General features: G+C 44.4%; 28 protein-coding genes. 27 read left to right on the top strand and 1 reads right to left on the bottom strand.

The features are described from left to right. From M2444_RS11610 to M2444_RS11575, 8 genes are read left to right on the top strand one after another with little or no spacing between them, the layout of a single operon-like run. Complete coding sequence (locus M2444_RS11610) at positions 1 to 927, top strand: hypothetical protein (RefSeq protein WP_280787026.1); 927 nt, start codon at positions 1 to 3, stop codon at positions 925 to 927. After that, positions 905 to 1,255 carry a hypothetical protein gene (locus tag M2444_RS11605; protein ID WP_280787025.1) on the top strand — a complete coding sequence of 117 codons (351 nt, stop codon included), beginning with the start codon at positions 905 to 907 and terminating at the stop codon, positions 1,253 to 1,255. Before M2444_RS11610 ends, M2444_RS11605 begins: the two co-directional genes overlap by 23 nt. Continuing rightward, positions 1,221 to 2,570: a replicative DNA helicase gene (dnaB, locus tag M2444_RS11600; protein ID WP_280787024.1), complete on the top strand. Its 1,350-nt coding sequence runs from the start codon at positions 1,221 to 1,223 to the stop codon at positions 2,568 to 2,570. The genes M2444_RS11605 and dnaB overlap by 35 nt, the downstream gene beginning before the upstream one ends. 58 nt (positions 2,571 to 2,628) lie before the next feature. Further along, positions 2,629 to 2,898 carry a hypothetical protein gene (locus tag M2444_RS11595; protein WP_280787023.1) on the top strand — a complete coding sequence of 90 codons (270 nt, stop codon included), beginning with the start codon at positions 2,629 to 2,631 and terminating at the stop codon, positions 2,896 to 2,898. A gap of 29 nt (positions 2,899 to 2,927) precedes the next feature. Next, positions 2,928 to 3,122: a hypothetical protein gene (locus M2444_RS11590; RefSeq protein WP_280787022.1), complete on the top strand. Its 195-nt coding sequence runs from the start codon at positions 2,928 to 2,930 to the stop codon at positions 3,120 to 3,122. Between the two features lie 30 nt (positions 3,123 to 3,152). After that, positions 3,153 to 3,455 (top strand): hypothetical protein, encoded by a 303-nt coding sequence (locus M2444_RS11585; protein WP_280787021.1) that lies wholly within the window; start codon positions 3,153 to 3,155, stop codon positions 3,453 to 3,455. Between the two features lies 1 nt (position 3,456). Beyond that, positions 3,457 to 3,666 (top strand): hypothetical protein, encoded by a 210-nt coding sequence (locus M2444_RS11580; RefSeq protein WP_280787020.1) that lies wholly within the window; start codon positions 3,457 to 3,459, stop codon positions 3,664 to 3,666. Positions 3,667 to 3,710: 44 nt separating this feature from the next. Beyond that, a complete protein-coding gene (locus tag M2444_RS11575; protein ID WP_280787019.1) occupies positions 3,711 to 4,250 on the top strand; it encodes a hypothetical protein in 540 nt (179 codons plus the stop codon). A gap of 111 nt (positions 4,251 to 4,361) precedes the next feature. Here the strand turns inward: M2444_RS11575 and M2444_RS11570 are convergent, their stop codons facing one another. Continuing rightward, a complete protein-coding gene (locus tag M2444_RS11570; protein WP_280787018.1) occupies positions 4,362 to 5,441 on the bottom strand; it encodes a GTP pyrophosphokinase in 1,080 nt (359 codons plus the stop codon). A gap of 325 nt (positions 5,442 to 5,766) precedes the next feature. On the opposite strand from M2444_RS11570, the gene M2444_RS11565 reads away from it, so the two are divergent. From M2444_RS11565 to M2444_RS11475, 19 genes are all read left to right on the top strand, one after another. Beyond that, positions 5,767 to 5,916, top strand: coding sequence for a hypothetical protein (locus tag M2444_RS11565; protein WP_280787017.1), 150 nt, complete (start codon positions 5,767 to 5,769; stop codon positions 5,914 to 5,916). After that, complete coding sequence (locus M2444_RS11560) at positions 5,913 to 6,461, top strand: site-specific integrase (RefSeq protein WP_280787016.1); 549 nt, start codon at positions 5,913 to 5,915, stop codon at positions 6,459 to 6,461. The genes M2444_RS11565 and M2444_RS11560 overlap by 4 nt, the downstream gene beginning before the upstream one ends. A 166-nt stretch (positions 6,462 to 6,627) precedes the next feature. Further along, the gene (locus M2444_RS11555) at positions 6,628 to 6,987 is read left to right on the top strand and encodes an HNH endonuclease (RefSeq protein ID WP_280787015.1); all 360 of its coding nucleotides are present in this window, start codon (positions 6,628 to 6,630) and stop codon (positions 6,985 to 6,987) included. A 73-nt stretch (positions 6,988 to 7,060) separates the two neighbouring features. Continuing rightward, complete coding sequence (locus M2444_RS11550; RefSeq protein ID WP_280787014.1) at positions 7,061 to 7,414, top strand: hypothetical protein; 354 nt, start codon at positions 7,061 to 7,063, stop codon at positions 7,412 to 7,414. A 124-nt stretch (positions 7,415 to 7,538) separates the two neighbouring features. Continuing rightward, positions 7,539 to 8,021 (top strand): phage terminase small subunit P27 family, encoded by a 483-nt coding sequence (locus tag M2444_RS11545; RefSeq protein WP_280787013.1) that lies wholly within the window; start codon positions 7,539 to 7,541, stop codon positions 8,019 to 8,021. After that, positions 8,002 to 9,792, top strand: coding sequence for a terminase large subunit (locus M2444_RS11540; RefSeq protein ID WP_280787012.1), 1,791 nt, complete (start codon positions 8,002 to 8,004; stop codon positions 9,790 to 9,792). The genes M2444_RS11545 and M2444_RS11540 overlap by 20 nt, the downstream gene beginning before the upstream one ends. 14 nt (positions 9,793 to 9,806) lie before the next feature. Continuing rightward, a complete protein-coding gene (locus M2444_RS11535) occupies positions 9,807 to 11,087 on the top strand; it encodes a phage portal protein (RefSeq protein WP_280787011.1) in 1,281 nt (426 codons plus the stop codon). Positions 11,088 to 11,095: 8 nt separating this feature from the next. Beyond that, positions 11,096 to 11,701, top strand: coding sequence for an HK97 family phage prohead protease (locus tag M2444_RS11530; protein ID WP_280787010.1), 606 nt, complete (start codon positions 11,096 to 11,098; stop codon positions 11,699 to 11,701). A 47-nt stretch (positions 11,702 to 11,748) separates the two neighbouring features. After that, positions 11,749 to 12,927 (top strand): phage major capsid protein, encoded by a 1,179-nt coding sequence (locus tag M2444_RS11525; RefSeq protein ID WP_280787009.1) that lies wholly within the window; start codon positions 11,749 to 11,751, stop codon positions 12,925 to 12,927. Then, on the top strand, positions 12,927 to 13,478 hold the full coding sequence (locus M2444_RS11520) for a head-tail connector protein (protein ID WP_280787008.1): 552 nt from the start codon (positions 12,927 to 12,929) through the stop codon (positions 13,476 to 13,478). Before M2444_RS11525 ends, M2444_RS11520 begins: the two co-directional genes overlap by 1 nt. Before the next feature lie 2 nt (positions 13,479 to 13,480). Further along, a complete protein-coding gene (locus tag M2444_RS11515; protein ID WP_280787007.1) occupies positions 13,481 to 13,954 on the top strand; it encodes a hypothetical protein in 474 nt (157 codons plus the stop codon). A gap of 2 nt (positions 13,955 to 13,956) precedes the next feature. After that, positions 13,957 to 14,301: a hypothetical protein gene (locus M2444_RS11510; RefSeq protein ID WP_280787006.1), complete on the top strand. Its 345-nt coding sequence runs from the start codon at positions 13,957 to 13,959 to the stop codon at positions 14,299 to 14,301. Further along, a complete protein-coding gene (locus M2444_RS11505; RefSeq protein WP_280787005.1) occupies positions 14,288 to 14,779 on the top strand; it encodes a phage neck terminator protein in 492 nt (163 codons plus the stop codon). Before M2444_RS11510 ends, M2444_RS11505 begins: the two co-directional genes overlap by 14 nt. Next, positions 14,776 to 15,804 (top strand): DUF3383 family protein, encoded by a 1,029-nt coding sequence (locus M2444_RS11500; RefSeq protein WP_280787004.1) that lies wholly within the window; start codon positions 14,776 to 14,778, stop codon positions 15,802 to 15,804. The genes M2444_RS11505 and M2444_RS11500 overlap by 4 nt, the downstream gene beginning before the upstream one ends. A gap of 11 nt (positions 15,805 to 15,815) precedes the next feature. Further along, positions 15,816 to 16,214 carry a phage structural protein gene (locus tag M2444_RS11495; RefSeq protein WP_280787003.1) on the top strand — a complete coding sequence of 133 codons (399 nt, stop codon included), beginning with the start codon at positions 15,816 to 15,818 and terminating at the stop codon, positions 16,212 to 16,214. Positions 16,215 to 16,243: 29 nt separating this feature from the next. Beyond that, a complete protein-coding gene (locus M2444_RS11490; RefSeq protein ID WP_280787002.1) occupies positions 16,244 to 16,546 on the top strand; it encodes a hypothetical protein in 303 nt (100 codons plus the stop codon). Then, a complete protein-coding gene (locus M2444_RS11485; RefSeq protein WP_280787001.1) occupies positions 16,521 to 16,709 on the top strand; it encodes a hypothetical protein in 189 nt (62 codons plus the stop codon). The genes M2444_RS11490 and M2444_RS11485 overlap by 26 nt, the downstream gene beginning before the upstream one ends. Before the next feature lie 45 nt (positions 16,710 to 16,754). Further along, a complete protein-coding gene (locus M2444_RS11480) occupies positions 16,755 to 19,700 on the top strand; it encodes a phage tail tape measure protein (protein WP_280787000.1) in 2,946 nt (981 codons plus the stop codon). Then, positions 19,701 to 20,243 carry a phage baseplate protein gene (locus tag M2444_RS11475; protein ID WP_280786999.1) on the top strand — a complete coding sequence of 181 codons (543 nt, stop codon included), beginning with the start codon at positions 19,701 to 19,703 and terminating at the stop codon, positions 20,241 to 20,243. It abuts the gene before it with no gap. Positions 20,244 to 20,249 lie beyond the last annotated feature (6 nt).

The raw sequence follows: 20,249 nt of genomic DNA, 5'->3' as shown, positions 1-20,249 counted from the left end.
ATGCCAACAGATAGCTTTCCTTTTCCAATCTTCTCCGGGTTATTTTCGCCGCAACACTATGAAAAAATAGGATCGGCGATATGGCTATTCGCTTGGTGTGTTAGCTCCACGACTAAGGAAGTCGAAGAGGACGGAACTGTTTGGGGACTTGTCCTGGGTGGCAAGCCGATGAAGCTTTCTGAAATCGGTGAGAACTTTGGGGTTACCGATAAAAGCATCAGCAGATGGATAAGTGATCTCCAGAATCACGGTTACATCCATATCATTAGAGCGCCCCGGGGTTTGATCATAAGGGTTAGGAAGTCCAAGAAAGGCATATTGAAGAGATCGGACAAAAATGTCTCATCATCAAATAGTGATCAGACAAAAATGTCCGATCAGAGCACGAGTGATCAGACAAAAACGTCCGATCATGAAGCGATTTTACCGAGTGATCAGACAATATTGTCCGATGCAAAAGATATTAAAGATCTTATTACTACTACTACTATTATAAAAAATGAGTTTTCAGAAGAAATCATCCCAGATCCTAAAACGGACGGGATGGTCGCAATTTTAAACGCTTATTGCAAATTGCATGATAAGTTCGATATTCACGTCTCCACAAACGATCGCGAAGCCATGGGTAAGATGGTCGCCGCAGGGATGCCAGTACCCTTTACCATCACAACTATGGAGAGCCAATACAAGGCAAAGCGAAAACGCGAGGGAGAAGATTTCGAGCAGCCCAACAGTTTTACTTATTACGTGAAAGGCTTGAAATCAGCATGGCGGAATGCTAACAAGACTACGAAGCCTAAAGGGTCAATAACCCAAACACCACTGCCAGCCCCGCCGCAGCGACTAACCAAGCAGCAGCAAGAGCTTGCAGACCTTAAACGTAGAGCAAAGGAGGCAAAGCAGCTTGAAGAGAGCACAAGTTATTGATCTACTCATTAAGCTCAAGGAAGAATACGCACATCAGATTGATACCAGCGATACTGAAATAGACCGGCTTTACGAACATCTAAAGGATTTCCCTTTTGACAAGGCTGTCGAGAACGTACGGCAGCACATTTTAACAAACTCATGGCCCCCGAAAATCGCTCAGATACGCGGTGGGCAGGGAGACATGAAAGAGGATTTTCGGAGCAAGGTAGATGCTGCTCACATTTTGGCAGAAAGAGAAAACAGCCGTTCAGAAGTGGTACTGCCACCTGCAGGATGGAAGGAGTCATTATATGCAAAGCTTGGATACACGCGAACTACCGAATAGCCCGGCAGCAGAAGCAACGGTTCTCGGTGCAATCCTAATTGACAAAACAGGGGATGCCGCAGAGATTGCGTCCAGTCTAGAGCCTGAGACATTCTTTAATCCGGCACATCGACAGATATTTAAGGCCATGCTTAACCTTCACAGAACCGACGATCCTATCGAGCTGCCGGCACTTGTCAATGAACTAAACGGAATGAAGCAGCTGGAGAAAATCGGTGGGGTTAGCTATCTGGCTAAGTTAGCTCATGCAGTACCGACTGCGGCCAATGTTGGCTATTACATCGGCTTGCTTGAGGATAAGCACACTTTGCGAAAGGCCATTTATGCGGCTGAAAGGCAGATGCTAAAGGCTTATGAAAGCGATGATGCCGGGCTGGTTGTTAACAGCATGCTGAATGAAGCAGCGGCTCTATCGGATCAAGCTTCCTCAGATGATGATTTCCAACCAATCAAAGAAGTGCTATTCAAGGTAATAGAATCAACGGAGGAACGTTGTGAAAATGTTAAGAACGGCATCACAACGGGGCTTTACACTGGATACACGGATTTAGACGGTATGCTGGCTGGTCTACATAAAGGTGATCTAATTATAGTCGCTGCCCGTCCATCCGTAGGCAAGACCGCATTTGCTCTGAACATAGCACAGAACGTGGCTGTGAAAACCAAGGAAACCGTAGCAGTGTTTAGTTTGGAAATGTCGGCACCGCAGCTAGTGCAACGCATGGTTAGTGCAGAAGTTAATCTGGATGCTAATACGATGCGGACCGGAGAAATGAAAGCACATGATTGGGACAAAATGGCTGGTGCTGCTTCCATTCTCGGTGAAGCTAATATCTTCATTGCCGATCCGGGCGTAATCACGGTTCAGGAGATCCGCACGCGCTGCCGCCGATTGAAGAAGAGTCAAGGTCTTGGGCTGATTGTCATTGATTATCTACAGTTGATTCAAGGCAGGGGTAAAGGTGGCGAGAACCGCCAGCAGGAAGTATCAGAGATTTCGAGGACGCTTAAGCAGATTGCCCGTGAACTGGATGTACCGGTGATTGCTCTTTCCCAGCTCAGTCGGGCAGTAGAGCAGCGCCAGGACAAGCGTCCAATGATGAGTGACCTTCGAGAGTCTGGAGCTATAGAACAGGATGCGGATGTAGTGGCCTTCCTATACCGGGATGATTACTACAACCAGGATAGCGAGAAAAAGAACATTATCGAAATCATCATCGCCAAGCAGCGTAACGGTTCGGTGGGAACCGTAGAACTTATATTCCTCAAGCAATTTAATAAATTCGTGAATTACGAACGGGTACATGCTTCGTGATTTGCTTAGAATGCTGCACAGTAGACGCATACGGCGCAATAGAAAGGAAGGATAAAATATGAATGAAAACACTTGGGGATTGCAGTTTGTGAGAGTTAACGTTCAAGATAATCAATTTGAAACTTTACTGATTTTAAAAGGTGTATCAGAAGAGTATGCAAAAGAAACGTTTGAACGTATCAAATCAGAGTTCGTTAAGAATCAAGGTGAACCCGATTGCGTGGTTGATCTGCTCAATGAAGAAGACAGCATAGTAGACGATTTTGCAATTACTCTTGTTCAAGCAAAAACCATAGCTTCATTGTTGGGTCATTCTATTACTGAATAGCACGAAGAGATAGCGAAGGAGTTAAGGATATGAATAAAAATCAAATTGGTTGCGTGGAACATGCTTTGAGAAATCAGAATCGGTTCTATGCTTCAGCGGATGACAAAGACTGGAATGACCTTGTTGAAAAAGGGTATGCGACCAAGCACCCAGGCTGGGAAGATAGCATGGCATACTTCCGAGTAACAGGTAGTGGGAAAAAGGCCTTGAGTGAAGTTGATTAGCGCATGAATCTGTGAAGGAGGGATTCCCTGATGAGCACTCTATCCTCAATCCATCCAAAAGCCGTGAATATGATCAATATGGCTCTTAGCAAGGTAATTCGCAGAGGTAGCAAGATTGAGCGCATGCAGTTACATGTATGTCCACGTTCCGAACTAGCTCAACATCAAATCATTCAGACAACTTTTGGAGACTTGCGGATTCGATTAAACGATTTTTTTCCAAAAGGCTACTCTTATTTACTGGAAGAACCAGGAGGAGCTAAGAGAGGGTTTGCTTGGGTATCAATACCGAAAGATGCGAGGATAACAGAAAATCGGAAAAAGGAGGCATAAAATGATCATCAAAACAATCAAAAATATCAATTCATCAGCTGGAAGTATTGTTTCAGGAGTATCATTCCGAGCACAACGTGAACGAGGTGGTTACAACATAACATTCGGAGAATTTAAAGGTCAGTACATTCCAGCAACATCAGCAATCATACTCAGTGATATCGTACTCGACGAAGATGGTAAAATGCCGCGTGGATCTAGATATGCATAGTAAACATGAAAAGACCCCCTAATCCTTGGCGGGGCTGGGGGTCAATGAATGGTAAGGTATTCCTCAAACCCATTATAACACAAAGGGGAATGAGAGGAATGGCAATGGTGTGGGAACAAGGGGAGCTTTTTCCGAAAGCAAATGAGTTAGAGAGTCAACGAACAAAATTCCTTCTCGGCAAATATAAAAGCATGAAACTATTAATGGATGATTACGAGAAAAATACCAAAGCTATGCAGATGATCGGGATTGATGGAGAAGTAGCCCGTCGAATTGATTCGGACGAGTTACATGCGGATAAGACGGCCAATGCCGTTATTTTAATGGATAAACAGCGCTGGGTATATGAGCAGTACCAGCTTTACACCAGCACGATCCATAGGGCCATTTTATTGATACAAGATGATGAGGCTAAACAAGCTGTGATCCACCGCTACCTTGAAGGGCATTCCTTCAAAGAAACTATTCTATTTTTTAGACACGGCTTGAGTGATAGCACGATTCGCCGCAAGCTCAGTGAAGGGATAGAGAGCATTGCCAACACCCTGAAGCTAATGGGAATAATTGAACAGATAAAAGAATAAAAACATGAGTGATTATAGGAGTTTTGAAAACTATATAAAAAAACCAGTAGATGCTACCCTACTGGTTTTTTTATATACTGAGAGTTTTGTTGAATGTAGAAGATTTATAATTTATTCATCATCTTCGTCATCTTCGTCATCCACATTAATTCCACAAGTCTCTAGATAAAAATCGAGATCAATGCCATATTTCCTCGATAATTTTACAAAGTCTTCCGCTATCAGAGTCCAATTTGAATTCCATGCATTGTTAAAATAAAGATCAATATCGGTATAAATCATTACATACCGTAACAAGCCCATATAGTTAGTAGCTACAGCTATTAATAAGGGGTAATTTCTACTTACATTAGATACTATATTATCTAATTGTTTAAGATCGTAAATACCAAAATTTAATAATTCTTCTACTATTAAAGATTCAGAACGATTGAATGTAGGATCTATTATTTCGCTTTCTATATAAAAATCAAGCTTATGTAGTAAGTAATTTTCGAGAGAAGTTGCGTTAATAGGCGAATCATATTCGCCATTTTTTGCTTTTCCTTCTGTTTCTTTTTCGTATGCATCAAGTGTATTTACAATCGCATCAAATTCCCTATCAACAAGTTCCAAAGTTGCAGAAGCAAGTGAAAATCTTCGCTCAATATCGTATTCTGGAGGGAATTGGCCTGTGAATTTATAACTTCTATCATGTGTAATATCTGCCCATGCATGTTCAAGCAATGTCCTTATCTGAATTTCAAAGTGAAGATCTTTAAATCCTTTATATTCTGGTAAGGCTAATCTTTCATCAGTTAAAGTGGCGACATAGTGAACTGAGCGATATCCAACTTTGTCTTTTCCTAGCTCACTACTTTTATCTATACTGTTTTTTTCGTCAATTTTGAACAGAGGTTTAATAATCTCACATGCTTTAATTACTTCACTTCTTACGTAAGTAATGATTCGAATACCAGCTAAGTCTTGAATTTGATGTTTTGGATCGTTATATTTGTCTTTCTGAGCCTTTTTGACAAAGCTATCTAGATCTTTACCTCTGCTTGAGATTGAATAGTATGTAACGCCTTCCGAATCTAATAATTCTTTTATTATAGCTTCAACTTTGTTTGCAAGGTTGCTGTAAATTTGGCGATTTTCGGTGTACCAACCTCTTAAATCCTCAACGCTTTTATTTTGTATTGACGACATAGTTTTCCCTCATCTTTCATAAATTTCGATAGTATAATAAATTTCGATATTTGTTTCGTTATTTCCTTTTTTTTCTTTTTGGATGTTCAAATTCTTCAAGAAATATTGATTATTAATTGAACGTAACATGAACTTAAGATGAACGCCACCTGATAGGATTTCCGTGTTACATTGGTAATGTAGAAATCAGGCGAGATTAAAACTCATGACTCTATCATGTAGGTCTAACTAGGGCGTAACTCTTCTCGCCTGTTATATTTTAAAATCATAATCTAAAAGTCGCTCTTTCCTGAGCGGCTTTTTATTTTTCATTGGAGGAATAGTGATGAAGAAGACTAAGTGCCTCAGAGAACCACCGGATAAGCAGCAGCTTGTTATTTGTAAGGGATGTATTTGGGGACGATGGGAAGCATCTATTCAGTTCTGTTCTAAGGCTATTGGATGTGTTAGGGCTAACGGTGGTGAGGGCAAATGAACTTTGTTCAGCCAATCCGCGACCCGGAAACGGTTCAAGACATTAAGGATTACCTTAAGAATAAGAACCTTAGAGATTTCATAATGTTCCTGCTGGGCATTTATACGGGCCTGCGGATCAGTGACATTCTGAGACTACGCGTCAAGGATGTATCTGGGTCTCATATCTCTATTAGAGAAAAGAAGACCAATAAACAGAAACGGATATATATGGCTCCTGAATTGAAAAAGGAACTGTTGTCTTATATAGAGGGAAAGCCACCAAATGAATTCTTGATCAAAAGTAGAGAGGGTATGAATCGGGCTATCACCCGCGAAATGGCATATAAGATTATGCGTTCCATTGGTGACGAATTCGGCCTCTCGGAAATGGGCTGTCATACTCTGCGGAAAACATTTGGCTATATCTTCTACAATGAGACAACGGATAAGGATATCGGCATGCTAATGGACTTCTTTAACCACGCTTCTCCGAAGGTCACACTTCGATATATAGGCATGGCACAAGACAGCATGGACATGGCTTTGAAGCGTCACAAAGCATAGTCAGTTACTCATATTAAGGATAGGTGAAACTCATTTCTGTGGCAGCAGCAGAAGCCTTATAAATCATAGGTTTATAAGGAGTGAACGAGTTTAACACAATGTAAGATATGTGTAATTAGATCACACAGTATTTACCAGTTATTTAATAGCAGTAAAGGGGTTAATTATGGCGCAATCACCACTTAAACCATGTAGTCGTGTGGGCTGTAGTAACCTCTCTAGGGGGCGTTACTGTGCCGACCATACACAAGATAAGCACAGTTATGATAGATACCGTGGGACAGCCGCACAGCGTGGCTATGACGGTCAGTGGCGTAAAGCCCGGCTGGGTTACTTGCGTAAGCATCCGGTATGTGTGTATTGCAGGGACGCAGGCTTAGTGATTACTGCAACTGTGGTTGACCACATCGTGCCGCATAAGGGCGATAAGGAATTGTTCTGGGATCGTAACAACTGGCAGGCGCTGTGCAAGTCGTGCCATGATGCTAAGACTGTCCGAGAGGATGGTGGGTTTGGGAATCATTGATTCTATATACAATAAATAGATTTACGAAGTATAATTATCTCGTAGGAAAATACTTCTAGGAGATGAAGAATGTATGCGCAAAATGACAGTATTAACGCAATTTATTCAGGAACTATCATATCTCGTTGATAGGGGGAAGAGTTATTCTGTAGCTGAGGTTAATTCTCATATTGAGAACAAGGATGTTCTTGATTGGTTAGAGAAAGAGTTTCCTTTTAATACTGAAACAGGACTTGATCTCAGCCTCTTTTCAAGACCAGATAGAGATTATGTTCATGATGCACTTGAATCTATTTGGGGTGGTTATGCAGGGAATGAAAGAAGAAAATGGGGCATCGAGAACAATGGATTGTGCCTACTAATTAGTTGGTCTACAGAAATTATTAGGGATACTAATTTGACAGATTGGGTAGAAGAAACACCTTGAAAAAGGTGTTTTTTTTATAGCCCCCCTGGTTTCAAAAAAAAAAAATTAAACCAGATTAGACCGCATCGGACTCTTGTGTAAAAAAAAGTCCCCAGTGAAAGTTTCTAAAGGAGGTGCGGAAAATATGCCAGATATTGTAAAATTTAATCATATGCGGGTGGGACAGAAAGGCGGTGGCAAGCATTGGACGGAGGCCGAGGTAAATGCTCGGGAAGCTGCTTCGAAAAAGTTTGAGCGCAAGAAAAAGCCGACGATGAAAATACCCGGCTGGCTGAACGATGAAGCCCGGAAGGTTTGGCGCAAGACAGTTAAGGATATGGCCGAGTTTGAAGTCCTGGATAAAGTGGATGAAGATGTGCTGGGCGCTTATTGCGATGCAGTAGCGAAATACCAGGACGCGAACCGTCTGATTGACATTGAAGGGTATACGGAAATAAATGCTCAAGGGAATATGGTTGTCAGTGCTTATGTGAAAATGGCACAGAGCTATTCGCGGATTATTCTTTCTTACTCCAACAAGCTTGGACTGAACGCGGAAGCGCGTGCGCGACTTGCTAAGAAGACGGCGGACCAGGAGGAAGACGAAAATGCTGGACTCTTCGATTGATTGGGAGGATGTTCACCCAACTAATCGCTATGCCGCCGAAGTGGTCATGGGATTACGGCAGGCTTGCAAACGAGAGCAGCAGGCTTGTCAGCGACATCTATCAGATTTAGAGCGGCAAGCAACGACTAAATTTCCCTATGTTTTCGATGAATCCAGGGCAGACCGCATTTTCGAATGGTTTGAGCGCTGCTGCCGGCATGTTCGCGGCCCGTTCTCCGGGCAACTTATTGAGCTGTTACCCTTTCAAAAATTTGATTTGGGCTGCGTCTACGGCTGGGTGCATATGGACAGCGGGAAAAGACGATTCACCAAAGCGCTGCATCTTCGGGCGCGTGGGAATGTTAAATCAACCGAAATGTCCGGTCTGTCCCTTTATGGAATGTGCGGTGATTGCGTGTATCCGCCTGGAAAGCCACATCTGAAGCGTTATGAAGAAAGCCCGGAGGTTGAATGTGCGGCAGTCGATAAGCAGCAGGCAAAGCGGGTCTGGTTGGACGCGAAAGCTATGGGGGAAAACAGCCCGGACATTTCCAAGCGTCTGCGGATCAAGCGTACATACATTGAACACGCTCGACGTGGAGGCTGGCTGCGGCCATTGTCCAAGGATACGAAAAACAAGGACTCCGGTGCGCCGTGTCTTGTCATTATTGACGAATACCACGCACACCCGACCAGCGAAATCTTGGACGTATCTTATTCAGGCTTCGGTAAACGGCTGCAATCGTTAATGCAAATCATTTCAACAGCTGGTAAAGATGCCGAAAATAGTCCCTGTAAGAAGGAATATGATTCCCTATGTAAGATGTTGGACGGCGATACCCCGATGATTGATACATATTATGTGATGATTCGGGAGCTGGAAAAGGCAGACGATCCACATAATGAAGAGAATTGGATAAAAGCCAACCCTATATTGCAAGAGGATAACGAATATGCCCAAGAACTGCGAAAACAAATCCGCATTGAGCATGACGAGGCTTACAATTCGGGAGATTCGCATAAAATCCGAGAATGGTTGACCAAGCGAGTAAATCTCTGGCAGGCAGATAGCGAAAATAAATATATGTCCGGCATTATGGACAAATGGAAAGCACTCGCAGTGTCACGGAGTGCTTTTTTGGATTTGGTTCATGGTTATGCAACGCGTAACGGGCTTGACTTGTCCAAAACAACGGACTTGACTGGCTCCGGTTTTGTGTTCCGCCTGGAAGATGGGCGTTATGCAGTTACTGCACATGGATTTATGCCTGAAGAAACGGCGAGTAAGCATGAACACAGTGACCGTGTGCCCTATCGACAATGGGCTGAAGAGGGATGGTGTACTCTTACACCTGGATCAGTAGTGGATTACAGCTTTATTAAATCCCACATGCAAGGGTTGGAGCAGGAACAATCATGGTTTATTGAAGAGGTTTGTTACGATCCATACAATGCCACCCACTTCACTCAGGAACTTGAGGCGGAAGGATACAACCGGGTAGAGATCCGGCAGGGGGTTCAAACCCTTTCGGAACCGACAAAGTTCTTCCGTGAGCTGATTCTGCGGGGCCAAATCGTTCATGATGGCAGTCCGTTGCTGACATGGTGCTTGTCTAATGCCGTTGAAGTTGCAGATAACAATGGGAATATTAAGCTGTCAAAGAAGCATAAGGACGATAGCCAGCGAATTGACTTGCTTGCAGCAATCATTAACGCCATGGTCCGGGCGATGGTGGGCGATTCCACCATTAATCTGAATGATCACATCATGAGCGAAGACTTTTCCTTTTAGTGAGGGGGTGAAACGTGAAACGAAGAAACTTTGTACAGCGCTGGTGGGACCGGAGGTCTTCAGAGGAAAGTTTGCTTCATCCTCCGCAGTGGCTGCTTGATCTATTTGGTCTATCCAACACAGCAAGCGGGGAAAGCGTTACTACGGATTCCGCACTGCTAAACAGCAACGTCTATACCTGTGCTTCTGTCCTGGGTGGTGACATCGGCAAGCTGCCAATTCAGGTTTTTAAAAAGCGTGGAGCCGGGATCGAGCGCGATAGCAGCCACCCTGTTTCCAAGCTGCTTGGATCGCGTCCGAATCCTTACATGGGTGCTTATACTTTCAAAGAGCTGATGCAGGTTCATGTGACGGTATGGGGCAATGGATACGCAAATATTGAATGGGAGACAAGCGGACCTAATAATGGTCTTCCAAAGGGGCTATGGCCCCTTGATCCATCCAAGACAGACGTTCAAGTTGATAAAGACACTGGACAGGTTTGGTATGTGACCACACTTCCGAACGGCGAAATGCGGAAACTGAGACACTTTGATGTACTGCATTTTAAGTCTATCAGTAAAAGCGGTCTGAAGGGGATCACTCCTATTTCCGTTATTCGTGAGGAACTTGGAGTGCAAAAGTCGCAGCGGAAATTCCTTGGAGCCTTTTACGCCAATGGGACGGCTACACGCGGGATACTCAAAATACCGAATGGTACTTTGGATAAACCAGCCAAAGACAAAGCGCGTGACGAATGGCAGAAAGCAAATTCGGGCCTTAATAATGCACACCGGATTGCCATTCTGGATGCGGGGATGGAATATCAGAACCTTGGCATGCCCTTGAATGACGCTCAATTCATTGAAACCAGCAAATTCGGGATTTTGGAGACTGCCAAGATATACAAGGTTCCAGGATACAAGCTGGGATTAACGGATGTAAAGTTCAGTAATATGGAAAACCAATCTTTGGAGTATGTGAAAAGTACGCTGCAGCCGATCACCACGAATTGGGAGCAGGAATGTGATTACAAGCTGTTCACAGAGTTGGAACGAAAGAAATATTATACTAAATTCAACATGTCCAGTGAGTTGAGGGGAGACAGTACCAGTCGTGCAGCCTATTACAAGGAAATGATTGCAATGGGTGTTTATAACATAAATGAAGTGCGGGAGTTGGAGGAACGAGACAACATCGGTGACAAAGGAGATGTTCACTTTGTCAGCCTGAACTATGTCAACCTGGAGAAGATGGACCAGTACCAAATGTTGAAGGCGGGTCTCGGTAAAGAAGCTCCGAACGAAGGGGGGTGACAAAAACTGTGAGTGAAAAGGTTATTCGTTATTTGCCAGCTAAAATTGAAGTGCGTAGTACGGAGGGCGAGGGCGAAAGTCAGACTCAGACCATCGGCGGGTATGTCGTTAAGTTTAACCAACGCAGCCAATTGATTTGGGGAGAGTTCTACGAACGTGTAGCTAAAGGGGCATTCTCCCGCAGCCTGCAAGAGAACGTAATTAAGGCATTTTGGAATCATCGGAGTGACTTTGTTCTTGGATCGTCGAAGCCGGGGACACTGCGATTGTTGGAAGATGATGTGGGACTGTCATTTGAAATTGATCTACCAAACAATACATGGGGTAATGATGCCTATGAATCTGTGCGGCGCGGCGATGTTGACGGTGTGAGCTTCGGCTTCTATGTTCGGAGTAACGGGGACGCTTGGGAGTATATAAAGGAAGAGGATGTTTATATCCGTACCTTGCTTGACATCAATTTGTTTGAAGTATCACCGACTCCTTTCCCAGCATACCTAGACAGCGAAGTGGATCAGCGGAGCATTGATCAACTAGGCATTACATCCAAAGAACAACGGAAATTTGAAAATGAAAAGCTTGCATTTGAAATCGACCTGTTGGCGCTCGCCTAATATGTCGATTTTTTGTTTTACAAAAATATTAAACGGAGGTATACACTATGGACCCGAAAGAACGTGAATTGCGCCAGAAACTGGCGGCGAAGTTGGAAGAAGCCCGGTCTTTAATGGAGGGCAAGAAGATGGAAGAAGCTCGGGCGGCAAAAGATGCGGCAGCGGAGCTACGATCGCAGATTGATTTGATGGTTGAAATGCGCGCATTAGATACGCCGGGTGATATTGCACCGGTTGTAGAGCCAGAACATCGGGATAACAAGCCAAACAAGGAAGAGCAGTACCGTAACGCTTTCCTGAAGGAGCTGCGCAAGCGCAATCTGACAACGGAAGAACGCACCTTATTGGATGCTTCAGCAGAAGAAACTCGCGCAGGCATGAGCGGCGAAACCGGAGAAGACGGCGGGCTTATTGTTCCACAGGATATTCAAACGATGATCCTGGAAAAAAAGCGTCAGTTTGTGTCACTTGAATCCTATATCACGGTGGAACCTGTATCAACCCGTTCCGGTTCGCGGGTTATCGAGAAAAATGCTGACATTACGGAATTTACTGAGATTACGGAATTGACTGACCTTGACGATATGGACAATCCCAAGTTTACACCAATCTCTTACACCATCAAGGACCGGGGCGGCATCCTTCCTATTTCCAATAGCTTGATCCAGGACACAGATCAAAACCTGATGTCCTATATTGCCAAGTGGATTGCAAAGAAATCCGTAATTACGCGTAATAAGCTTGTCTTGAATCTGCTGGAAACACTGACCAAAGTAGCTGTTTCCGGGCTGGATGCGATTAAAACGATTTTGAATGTAACCCTTGATCCGTCTATCAGTCTGGGGGCAACCATTATTACGAACCAGGATGGGTTTAATTTCCTTGATTTGTTAAAAGATTCTGACGGAAAGGCCCTGTTGCAACCCAATCCGACACAGCCTACACAGAAATTATTGTATGGGAAGCCGGTTGTCGTCATTGCTAATCGCTGGTTGCCTACGACTGGAACCACCACGAAGAAAGCGCCGATTATCATTGGTGATCTGAAAGAGGCAATTGTCCTATTTGACCGCCAGCAGTATTCATTGGCTTCGACAAATGTCGGCGGGAAATCCTTTGGACGTAATTCGACCGATGTTCGTGCCATCCAGCGGGAAGATGTTAAATTTTTTGATGATGAAGCGGTTGTCTACGGTCAGTTGACCATTTCCGGTTCTGGTGCCTAATGCTGACAACGGTTGATCGTCTACAGAAAGCAATGGGCGTTCAAGGTGATTCTTACGAAGATGAAATGCTGCAGATGCAAATTGCAGCATCTTCCCAGGTCATTGAAAACTACTGCAAACGTTCGTTCAAGCTGCAAAGTTACGTTGAACGTCATAGTGGGAATTCCCGATCATCATATATCAACCTTCGAAACTATCCGGTGGAGAGTGTTGAAGAAGTGGTTATTCCCGGAAAACCTGTAGGAGAGTATGAACTGCTAGAAGAAGGGCGGATCTATTGCCCTTCCGGCTGGCCTGCGGGTGAACACAATATCAAGGTAACGTACACTGCCGGTTATGTGCTGCCTGGTGATGCAACTACGGAAAAACCGCGTACGCTGCCGGAAGTGTTAGAACTGGCTTGTATCTTCCATGCTCAATTAATGCTCCGTACACCTGGTGTGACTGCGGAGCGGGTGGGAGATATCTCGGTTAACTACAGCCCAGGCGGTGAAGGTTTACCGCCAACTGTGGTATCTCTTATTTCTCCGTATGTTGGAAGGTGGGTGTAGACATGGCAGGATCAAGAACAAGAGCACGCCGTGTAGGTGTTCAGGTTACTGGTGAAGATAATTTGCAACTACTTGCCTCCCGCCTTCGACCTCTTACTGAAAAATTGGTAAGAGTCGGTATGCAAGGAGACGCCGAACTAGCAATGATTGCAGGTGTACATGAGTACGGCTCAGTTAAGATGAACATACCCGCAAGATCATTCATAGGGACAGGTAAGAAGAAATCTCAGGCGGCAATAGGGAAGCTGGTTAGAGCTGGCGTTACTGAGATTGCCCATGGTCGTATGCGTGTAGATGATTTGCTTCATGAAATCGGAAAGGTTGGGCTAGATAAGACGTATAAGAATTTCAACCGAATTAAACTCCCAGCCTTATCTGCAATTTATGCTTCTCATAAATCCGGAAAGAAGTTACTGCAACGTGACGAGGATTTGAGAGACTCCCTGACCTATGACATTGTACCGAAGGGAAGTTAATCATGCGGAAATTTAGATTTGCTGGCGTCATTCGAAAATATTTCAGACCTTATACCCTGATCCGAGACAGTGGCGGTGAATGGGTCAAGGGTAAATGGGTTTCAAATCAACCGGAACGACTAACGCGGAGCGGTAGTATCCAGCCGGTGAGTGTTCGATTGAAAGCGACAGAGGGCGGTAACTACACTGAGACAGATCGTATGTTATATACGACTTCGACACACAGCACTGGTGAACGTATTGACTACATGGGCGTACAGTACACCGTAAATGAATCACCAGATCGAGAGTATTCCGACATCAATCAATATCTTCTGCGGAAGGTGGTCGCCAATGCTCCCGTTTGAGGATATTAGGGTTGCCATTGTTGAGGGGATGGAATCGGCTTCCGGTGGTCTGGTCATTGAGATGAACGGCGGCGGGGATACTCCTTCCGGTGATTTCATGACCTATAGCTTTGTTGGGGGGTTCGAGTCTTCCGGCGGTCAGCCTATTATTACCCAGCAGGACGGGCAGCAGCATAGGCGGGAGACGGTGACTTTTACCGTCTCTTTTAGCTGTTACTCAGATGATTCGGATATTGCAATGGTCAATGCCATGCACGCCCGTGACTGGTTTAAAGTTACTGGCCGGGAGCTGCTGAAAGACACGCTGGACATCATTGTTACAGATATCGGAGAGATCCAGAACCGGGATATTAACATTGGTGAGGAATGGGAGCGAAGACAGGGCTTTGATGTTGAGTTTCGGGCCACGGATGTTGTAGTAACAGACATGTCAGGCTGGATTGATACTGCACCAATACAAAGGAGTGATAAGTTTTGAGTATTAGCGACGTTACTGTAAACATAGCTGTGCTGAAGCCGACACCTATTTTAGGTGGGTTTGGCAAACCCTTAATTCTAGGTTCCAGTACAGCGGGTAAAGAATTTAAAGATTACTTAGATATAGATGCCGTGAAGATTGATTATGCTTCCAGTACGGAGGAATATAAGGCAGCTTCTGCGCTTTTTGCACAGAAGAACCCGCCAGCAGAAATTGCGATTGTATCTAGGAGAACAGGCGCAACACCCGAGACGTTGACAGATATTTTACCAAAGCTGTTTTTAAGAGATTGGCATTTTCTCGTTACGACGAGCACGGCTGCTTTGGACATTACCACTATTGGTGATGCTATCGAGGCAGATAAATCCAGACAATTTTTCTTCCGTACAAGCGATAAAGCCGATTTGGCTACAATCTTGGCTAAGAAATACACGCGAACCTATGGTTTTTATCATATTGCAGCAGAAGTTGCTAAATATCCAGAAGCATGCTGGATCGGAGCAGCCGGAAGTCTCCCACCTGGCTCGATAACTTGGATGGGATGGACACTAACCGGTATTGCACCACTGGATGTTACTGCGACAGAGTTAGCAGCTATCCACGCACTTGGTGCCAACACATACGTGACCAAAGCGGGAACTAATGTCACCAGTGAATGCAAGTCTGGTAGCGGTGATTATATCGACTTCATTCACTCCCAGGACTACATTGTTTTTAGCATTCAATACGCCGTTCAAGATTTATTCAACCAGGCACAGCATGCATTACAAAAGATCAGTTACAACAATACGGGTATCGCTCAAATTGAGAGTGCCGTTCGGACGGTTCTGCATCGGTCATTTCTAAATGGCATGATTGCTACTGACGATGATAACGTTCCATTGTATAACACGACTTTTCCACCACGTAGTCAAGTTGATCCGGCACAGGTAGCAGCGCGCAATTATCCAGATGGAAAGTTTGAATTTGTTCAGGCCGGAGCCATACACAAGACTGCCATTCGTGGCACCATTAAATTTGCATAGGAGGGGTTAGGGTGTCGGGAGCAAAAACATATGATGCAATGGACGTCTCTGTAATTGTAGGAGGCGTCTTTTTAACGGGATTTGGAGAAGACCTGGTAACCGTGGCAAAGGACGAAGAGAACTTTTCAACAAAAGTAGGGGCGCAAGGAGATGTGGTCCGAACGAAGGTTAATAACCCACTTGGCACGATTACTGTCACCCTTCAAAGCACTAGCCCACAAGCCGCATATTTGGATGGACTGGCTAACAGCCAGAAGATTGTACCTGTATCTGTTATGTACTCAGGTACGCCAAAGGAAACGAACACCGCAACACAAGCTTATTTAAAGAAGCCAGCTGACCGGGAATATGGTGGAGAAGCTGGAGACCGTTCCTACGAGTTTCAATGTCTTGACTTAAGCATGAACTAAAATCCAAAAATTGAGAGGGGCCTATATCAATGGGTAATTTTAAACAGAAAGAATTCGAATCTAAATCAGGTGCAAGTTATACCTTCCAGCATCCAGGTGTACGCGCAGTATCTAAAATTAACGATGGCTCAAAGAATAAATTTGGAGTGGTTCTGGAAGAACGTTTGTCTGAAGAAGTACTTAAACATGTTGTCGTGCAGCCTAAAATGAAAATTGATGATTTCAAAGATTATAAGGAATATAGCGAAGTAGTTAATGCCGCATACGCCTTTGTTACAGGAAATGAAGAAAATGAGGGCGCCGAAGATGGCGATCAGCAAGAAGGAAGCTAAGAAACGAGCGCGATCTAATTGGAGTCAATGGCGGCTGCTACTCTCCGATATGGGCATTACGTACAATGATCTTAATAGTATGGACGATGATGACATTGCCGAAGCTAACGCAGCTTTAGACCTTCATATTGAACAGACAAACAAAGCGAATAAGAAGAAATAGGGGACGTCCTTAAGGGCGTCTTCTTTTGTTCGGAAAGGAGGAACTATGGCAGGCGGGATAATCGGTTCACTAATGTATGCAGTTGGGTTTAAGTTCAACTCAAAGGGAATAAACGATGCAGATAAAAAGGTTGGCAATCTCACAAAAACTGTGGTCGGACTTGGGGCTGCTGGCGTAGCTGTAATGACCGGAATAGGAATTGCAGGGGTACATGCTGCATCTAAATTCGAAACGGCTATGAAGCAAGTTCAGGGGGCAACAGGTGCAACCATTGAGCAAATGGAAGCAACCAAGGAGGTTGCAAAAAATCTTTACTCCAACAATTTCGGTGAGGATTGGAACGATCTAGGAACGGCGATTTCTAATGTTCAGCAAGTGACCGGGCAAACAGGAGCAGAGCTTGAAAACACCACTCGAAATGCAATTCTGCTGCGGGATCAATTCGGCTTTGAAATTCCGGAATCCATCAAATCCGTTGACACTATGATGCGACAATTTGGTATCACCTCCGAAGAGTCATATAACTTACTGGCGCAAGGCGCACAGCGGGGGCTTGATAAATCCGGCGAACTTGTGGATTCGGCTAACGAATACGCCAACCAGTTTAAATCATTGGGCTTTACAGCGGACGAGATGTTTGACGTTTTTGCCGCTGGCTCTGCTGAAGGTGTCTTTCAAGTTGATAAGGTTGGGGACGCTGTGAAGGAATTTAATATAAGGTCTAAGGATGCTAGTAAGACATCTATGGATGCCTTTACCGCGCTGGGCCTTAACGCTGATGCGATGATGCAGACCTTTGCCAAGGGCGGACCGGACGCGAAACAGGCATTTAGTGAAATCGTCTCTATGATATCAGACATCGAGGACCCCGTAGCCAGGAATAACATAGGCGTTGCGCTCATGGGTTCACAGTTCGAAGACTTGGAGATTAACGTAATATCCGCCATGGGTGCGGCTACGAAATCCTTCGACAAAACTAAGAAGACGATGGACGAGCTTAATAAAATCAAATTTGAAAAGCCTGGCGAGGCATTTAAAATGTTCGGAAGGCAGATCGAGGTTGGAATCCTGATTCCAATTGGTCAAAAGTTACTGCCTTACTTGAATGCTTTTGGGCAATGGGTATCTGACCATAAGCCACAGATCGAGGCTGTGGGGAACGCCATTGGTAATGGTCTAGGCGCGGCGCTTGGAGCAGTTGGCGGGTGGGTCAAGGCGGCGCTACCTTATCTTCAGCAGTTCGGTTCTGCCGTAGTGGAAAAGGTCGGGAGTTGGATACAAACAGCCTTGCCGTATCTACAACAGTTTGGCCAAAAGGCACAGGAAGCATTTGGGTTACTGGTGACCAAAGGACAGGAGCTTTGGACAGCAATACAGCCAATAGTCGTATTGATTGGCACGCAGCTGCTCGGGGCTGCTGTGGCTCTTTGGCCCGAAATTCAAAAAATTGCTACGAAGATTTATGAAGTTGGCCGCGCAATTGTGGAGTGGGAACCATTTCTACCTATCGTCTCCGGGATTACCGCAGCACTGTTAACATACAAAACAATGATGTTTACAGTGACCGCAGCAACCAAAATTGCTGGGGTAGCCACTAAAACCTGGGGGGCTATAACCAAAGCATTTACTGCCGTTCAAACGGCTTTCAACGCTGTTATGGCAATGAATCCAATTATGCTTGTGGTTCTGGCTCTTGTTGGGTTGGGTGTTGCACTGGTAGTAGCTTATAAACGATCGGAGAAGTTTCGAGCATTTATAGATGGTATGTGGTCTGGAATCAAGACGGCAACAATGGCAACTCTGAATTTTTTCAAAGTCACGGTCCCTAAATACTTTATGATGGCCTTCAATTCTGTGACGAACTTCATAAAAAAATGGGGAGTTACAATTCTGGCCATCATAGGCGGCCCGATTACCATGATTGCACTCCTGGTGTACAAAAATTGGGACAAGATTAAAACGACAACCATTGCCGTGTTTACAGCTATTTGGAACTGGCTGAAGAATGTCTGGAATGGAATTAAGACAGTAGTATCAATTGTAGCAACGGCTATTTGGACAGCCATCACAATTGCATGGAATGCCATTAGTTCAACCACAACAGAAGTGTTCACAGGGGTGTGGAATTGGATGGTTTCCATTTGGAATTCCATTATCGGCACTATCTCGGAGGCTGTCAGTGCTGTGTGGGACGCAATAACGGGGGCGTGGAATAATGTATTTTCAACAACTAATTCCCTTATGACCAAAGTCTGGAACAAGATCACTGGTATATGGGCGCAGATTGTTGGAGGTATCAAGACAGCCGGAGCTAACGTCTGGACAGCCGTTTCGGATATGTGGGGCAAGGTGACAGGGTTTTTCAACGGGATCAACCTATTTGATACAGGAAAAAAAATCATTCATGGTCTGATTGATGGAATTCAGAATATGGCATCTACTTTGATGGAAAAGGTCAAAAGCATAGCAGACGGCATTAAAGATTTCTTCGGTTTTAAAACATCTGCAAGTGTGTCTGTTTCTACTGAAACCACAGGCATAAATGCAGTAGACGGAAGTCATGCGAATGGGCTGCCTTATGTTCCATGGGACGGTTATATCGGTGAATTGCATAAAGGTGAGCGCGTTTTAACGGCTAAAGAAAACCAGGCGTATTCACAGCCGGAAGTAACATTGCCTATGTTTGACTTCCCAATCTATCAAATGCCGGCTTTTGAAATGCCTAAACTTGAAATAACCCAGATAAGCATTCCTTTAGCGAAGCAGGAACCCTTATCAACAAAGCCTGATTACGAGCCATATACACCTGAAACATCACCAGCGCGAACAACTACAAATAATCATCGTGCAGATTTTAAACCAATCTTCAATATTAAAGTTTCAGGTAATGCCGATGATAAGACTATTTCTAATCTGCGGGAAACGATCCGGCAAGAAATGCAGGATGTATTTGAATCGTATCTGCGCAGCGTAGGATTGGAAGGTGCATAAATGGCCCTTATTGATGGCAAATACATTACTGTAGAGAACGAATCACCATTCTTCCCGATAACTGTGACAGAGCAGCCGGTTGAAAAAGGGGTCAACTTGATTGATCACGTGCAGGCACAGGCTCGAACGCTATCATTAACGGGAGTTATTGTTGGTACGGATGCAGCTAAGACACGCGCATATATCATAGCTGCCAAAGACAAAGGTATGATCATTAATTACGTTGGCAGAAATCAATTCAAAGGTCTCATTACTGATTTTTCGACGGGACATGATTACACCACTGCGGATGGATTTACTTTTTCGATGGAGCTGCGAGAGATAAAGATTGCAACGTCTTCCTATGTGGAGACGTTGCCACCTCCAATTAAGGCGCAGGTTACTAAGATTGTGAACTCAGGGACTAAACAAACCCAAGAAAAAAAATCTGCGAAAAGCAAGTCAAATAAAAAGAAGAGTTCTAATACAAGCAAGAAAAAAGAAAAGGAAAAAGAAAAAGTTGAGAAGGTAAAATTTAAAACCGGAAGCAAATGGGCGACATAAGGCGGT

It is taken from the genome of Paenibacillus sp. PastF-3 (assembly GCF_029893135.1).
Classification (GTDB): Bacteria; Bacillota; Bacilli; order Paenibacillales; family Paenibacillaceae; genus Paenibacillus_AQ; species Paenibacillus_AQ nitricinens.
This window is presented reverse-complemented; position numbering and strand designations above follow the sequence as displayed.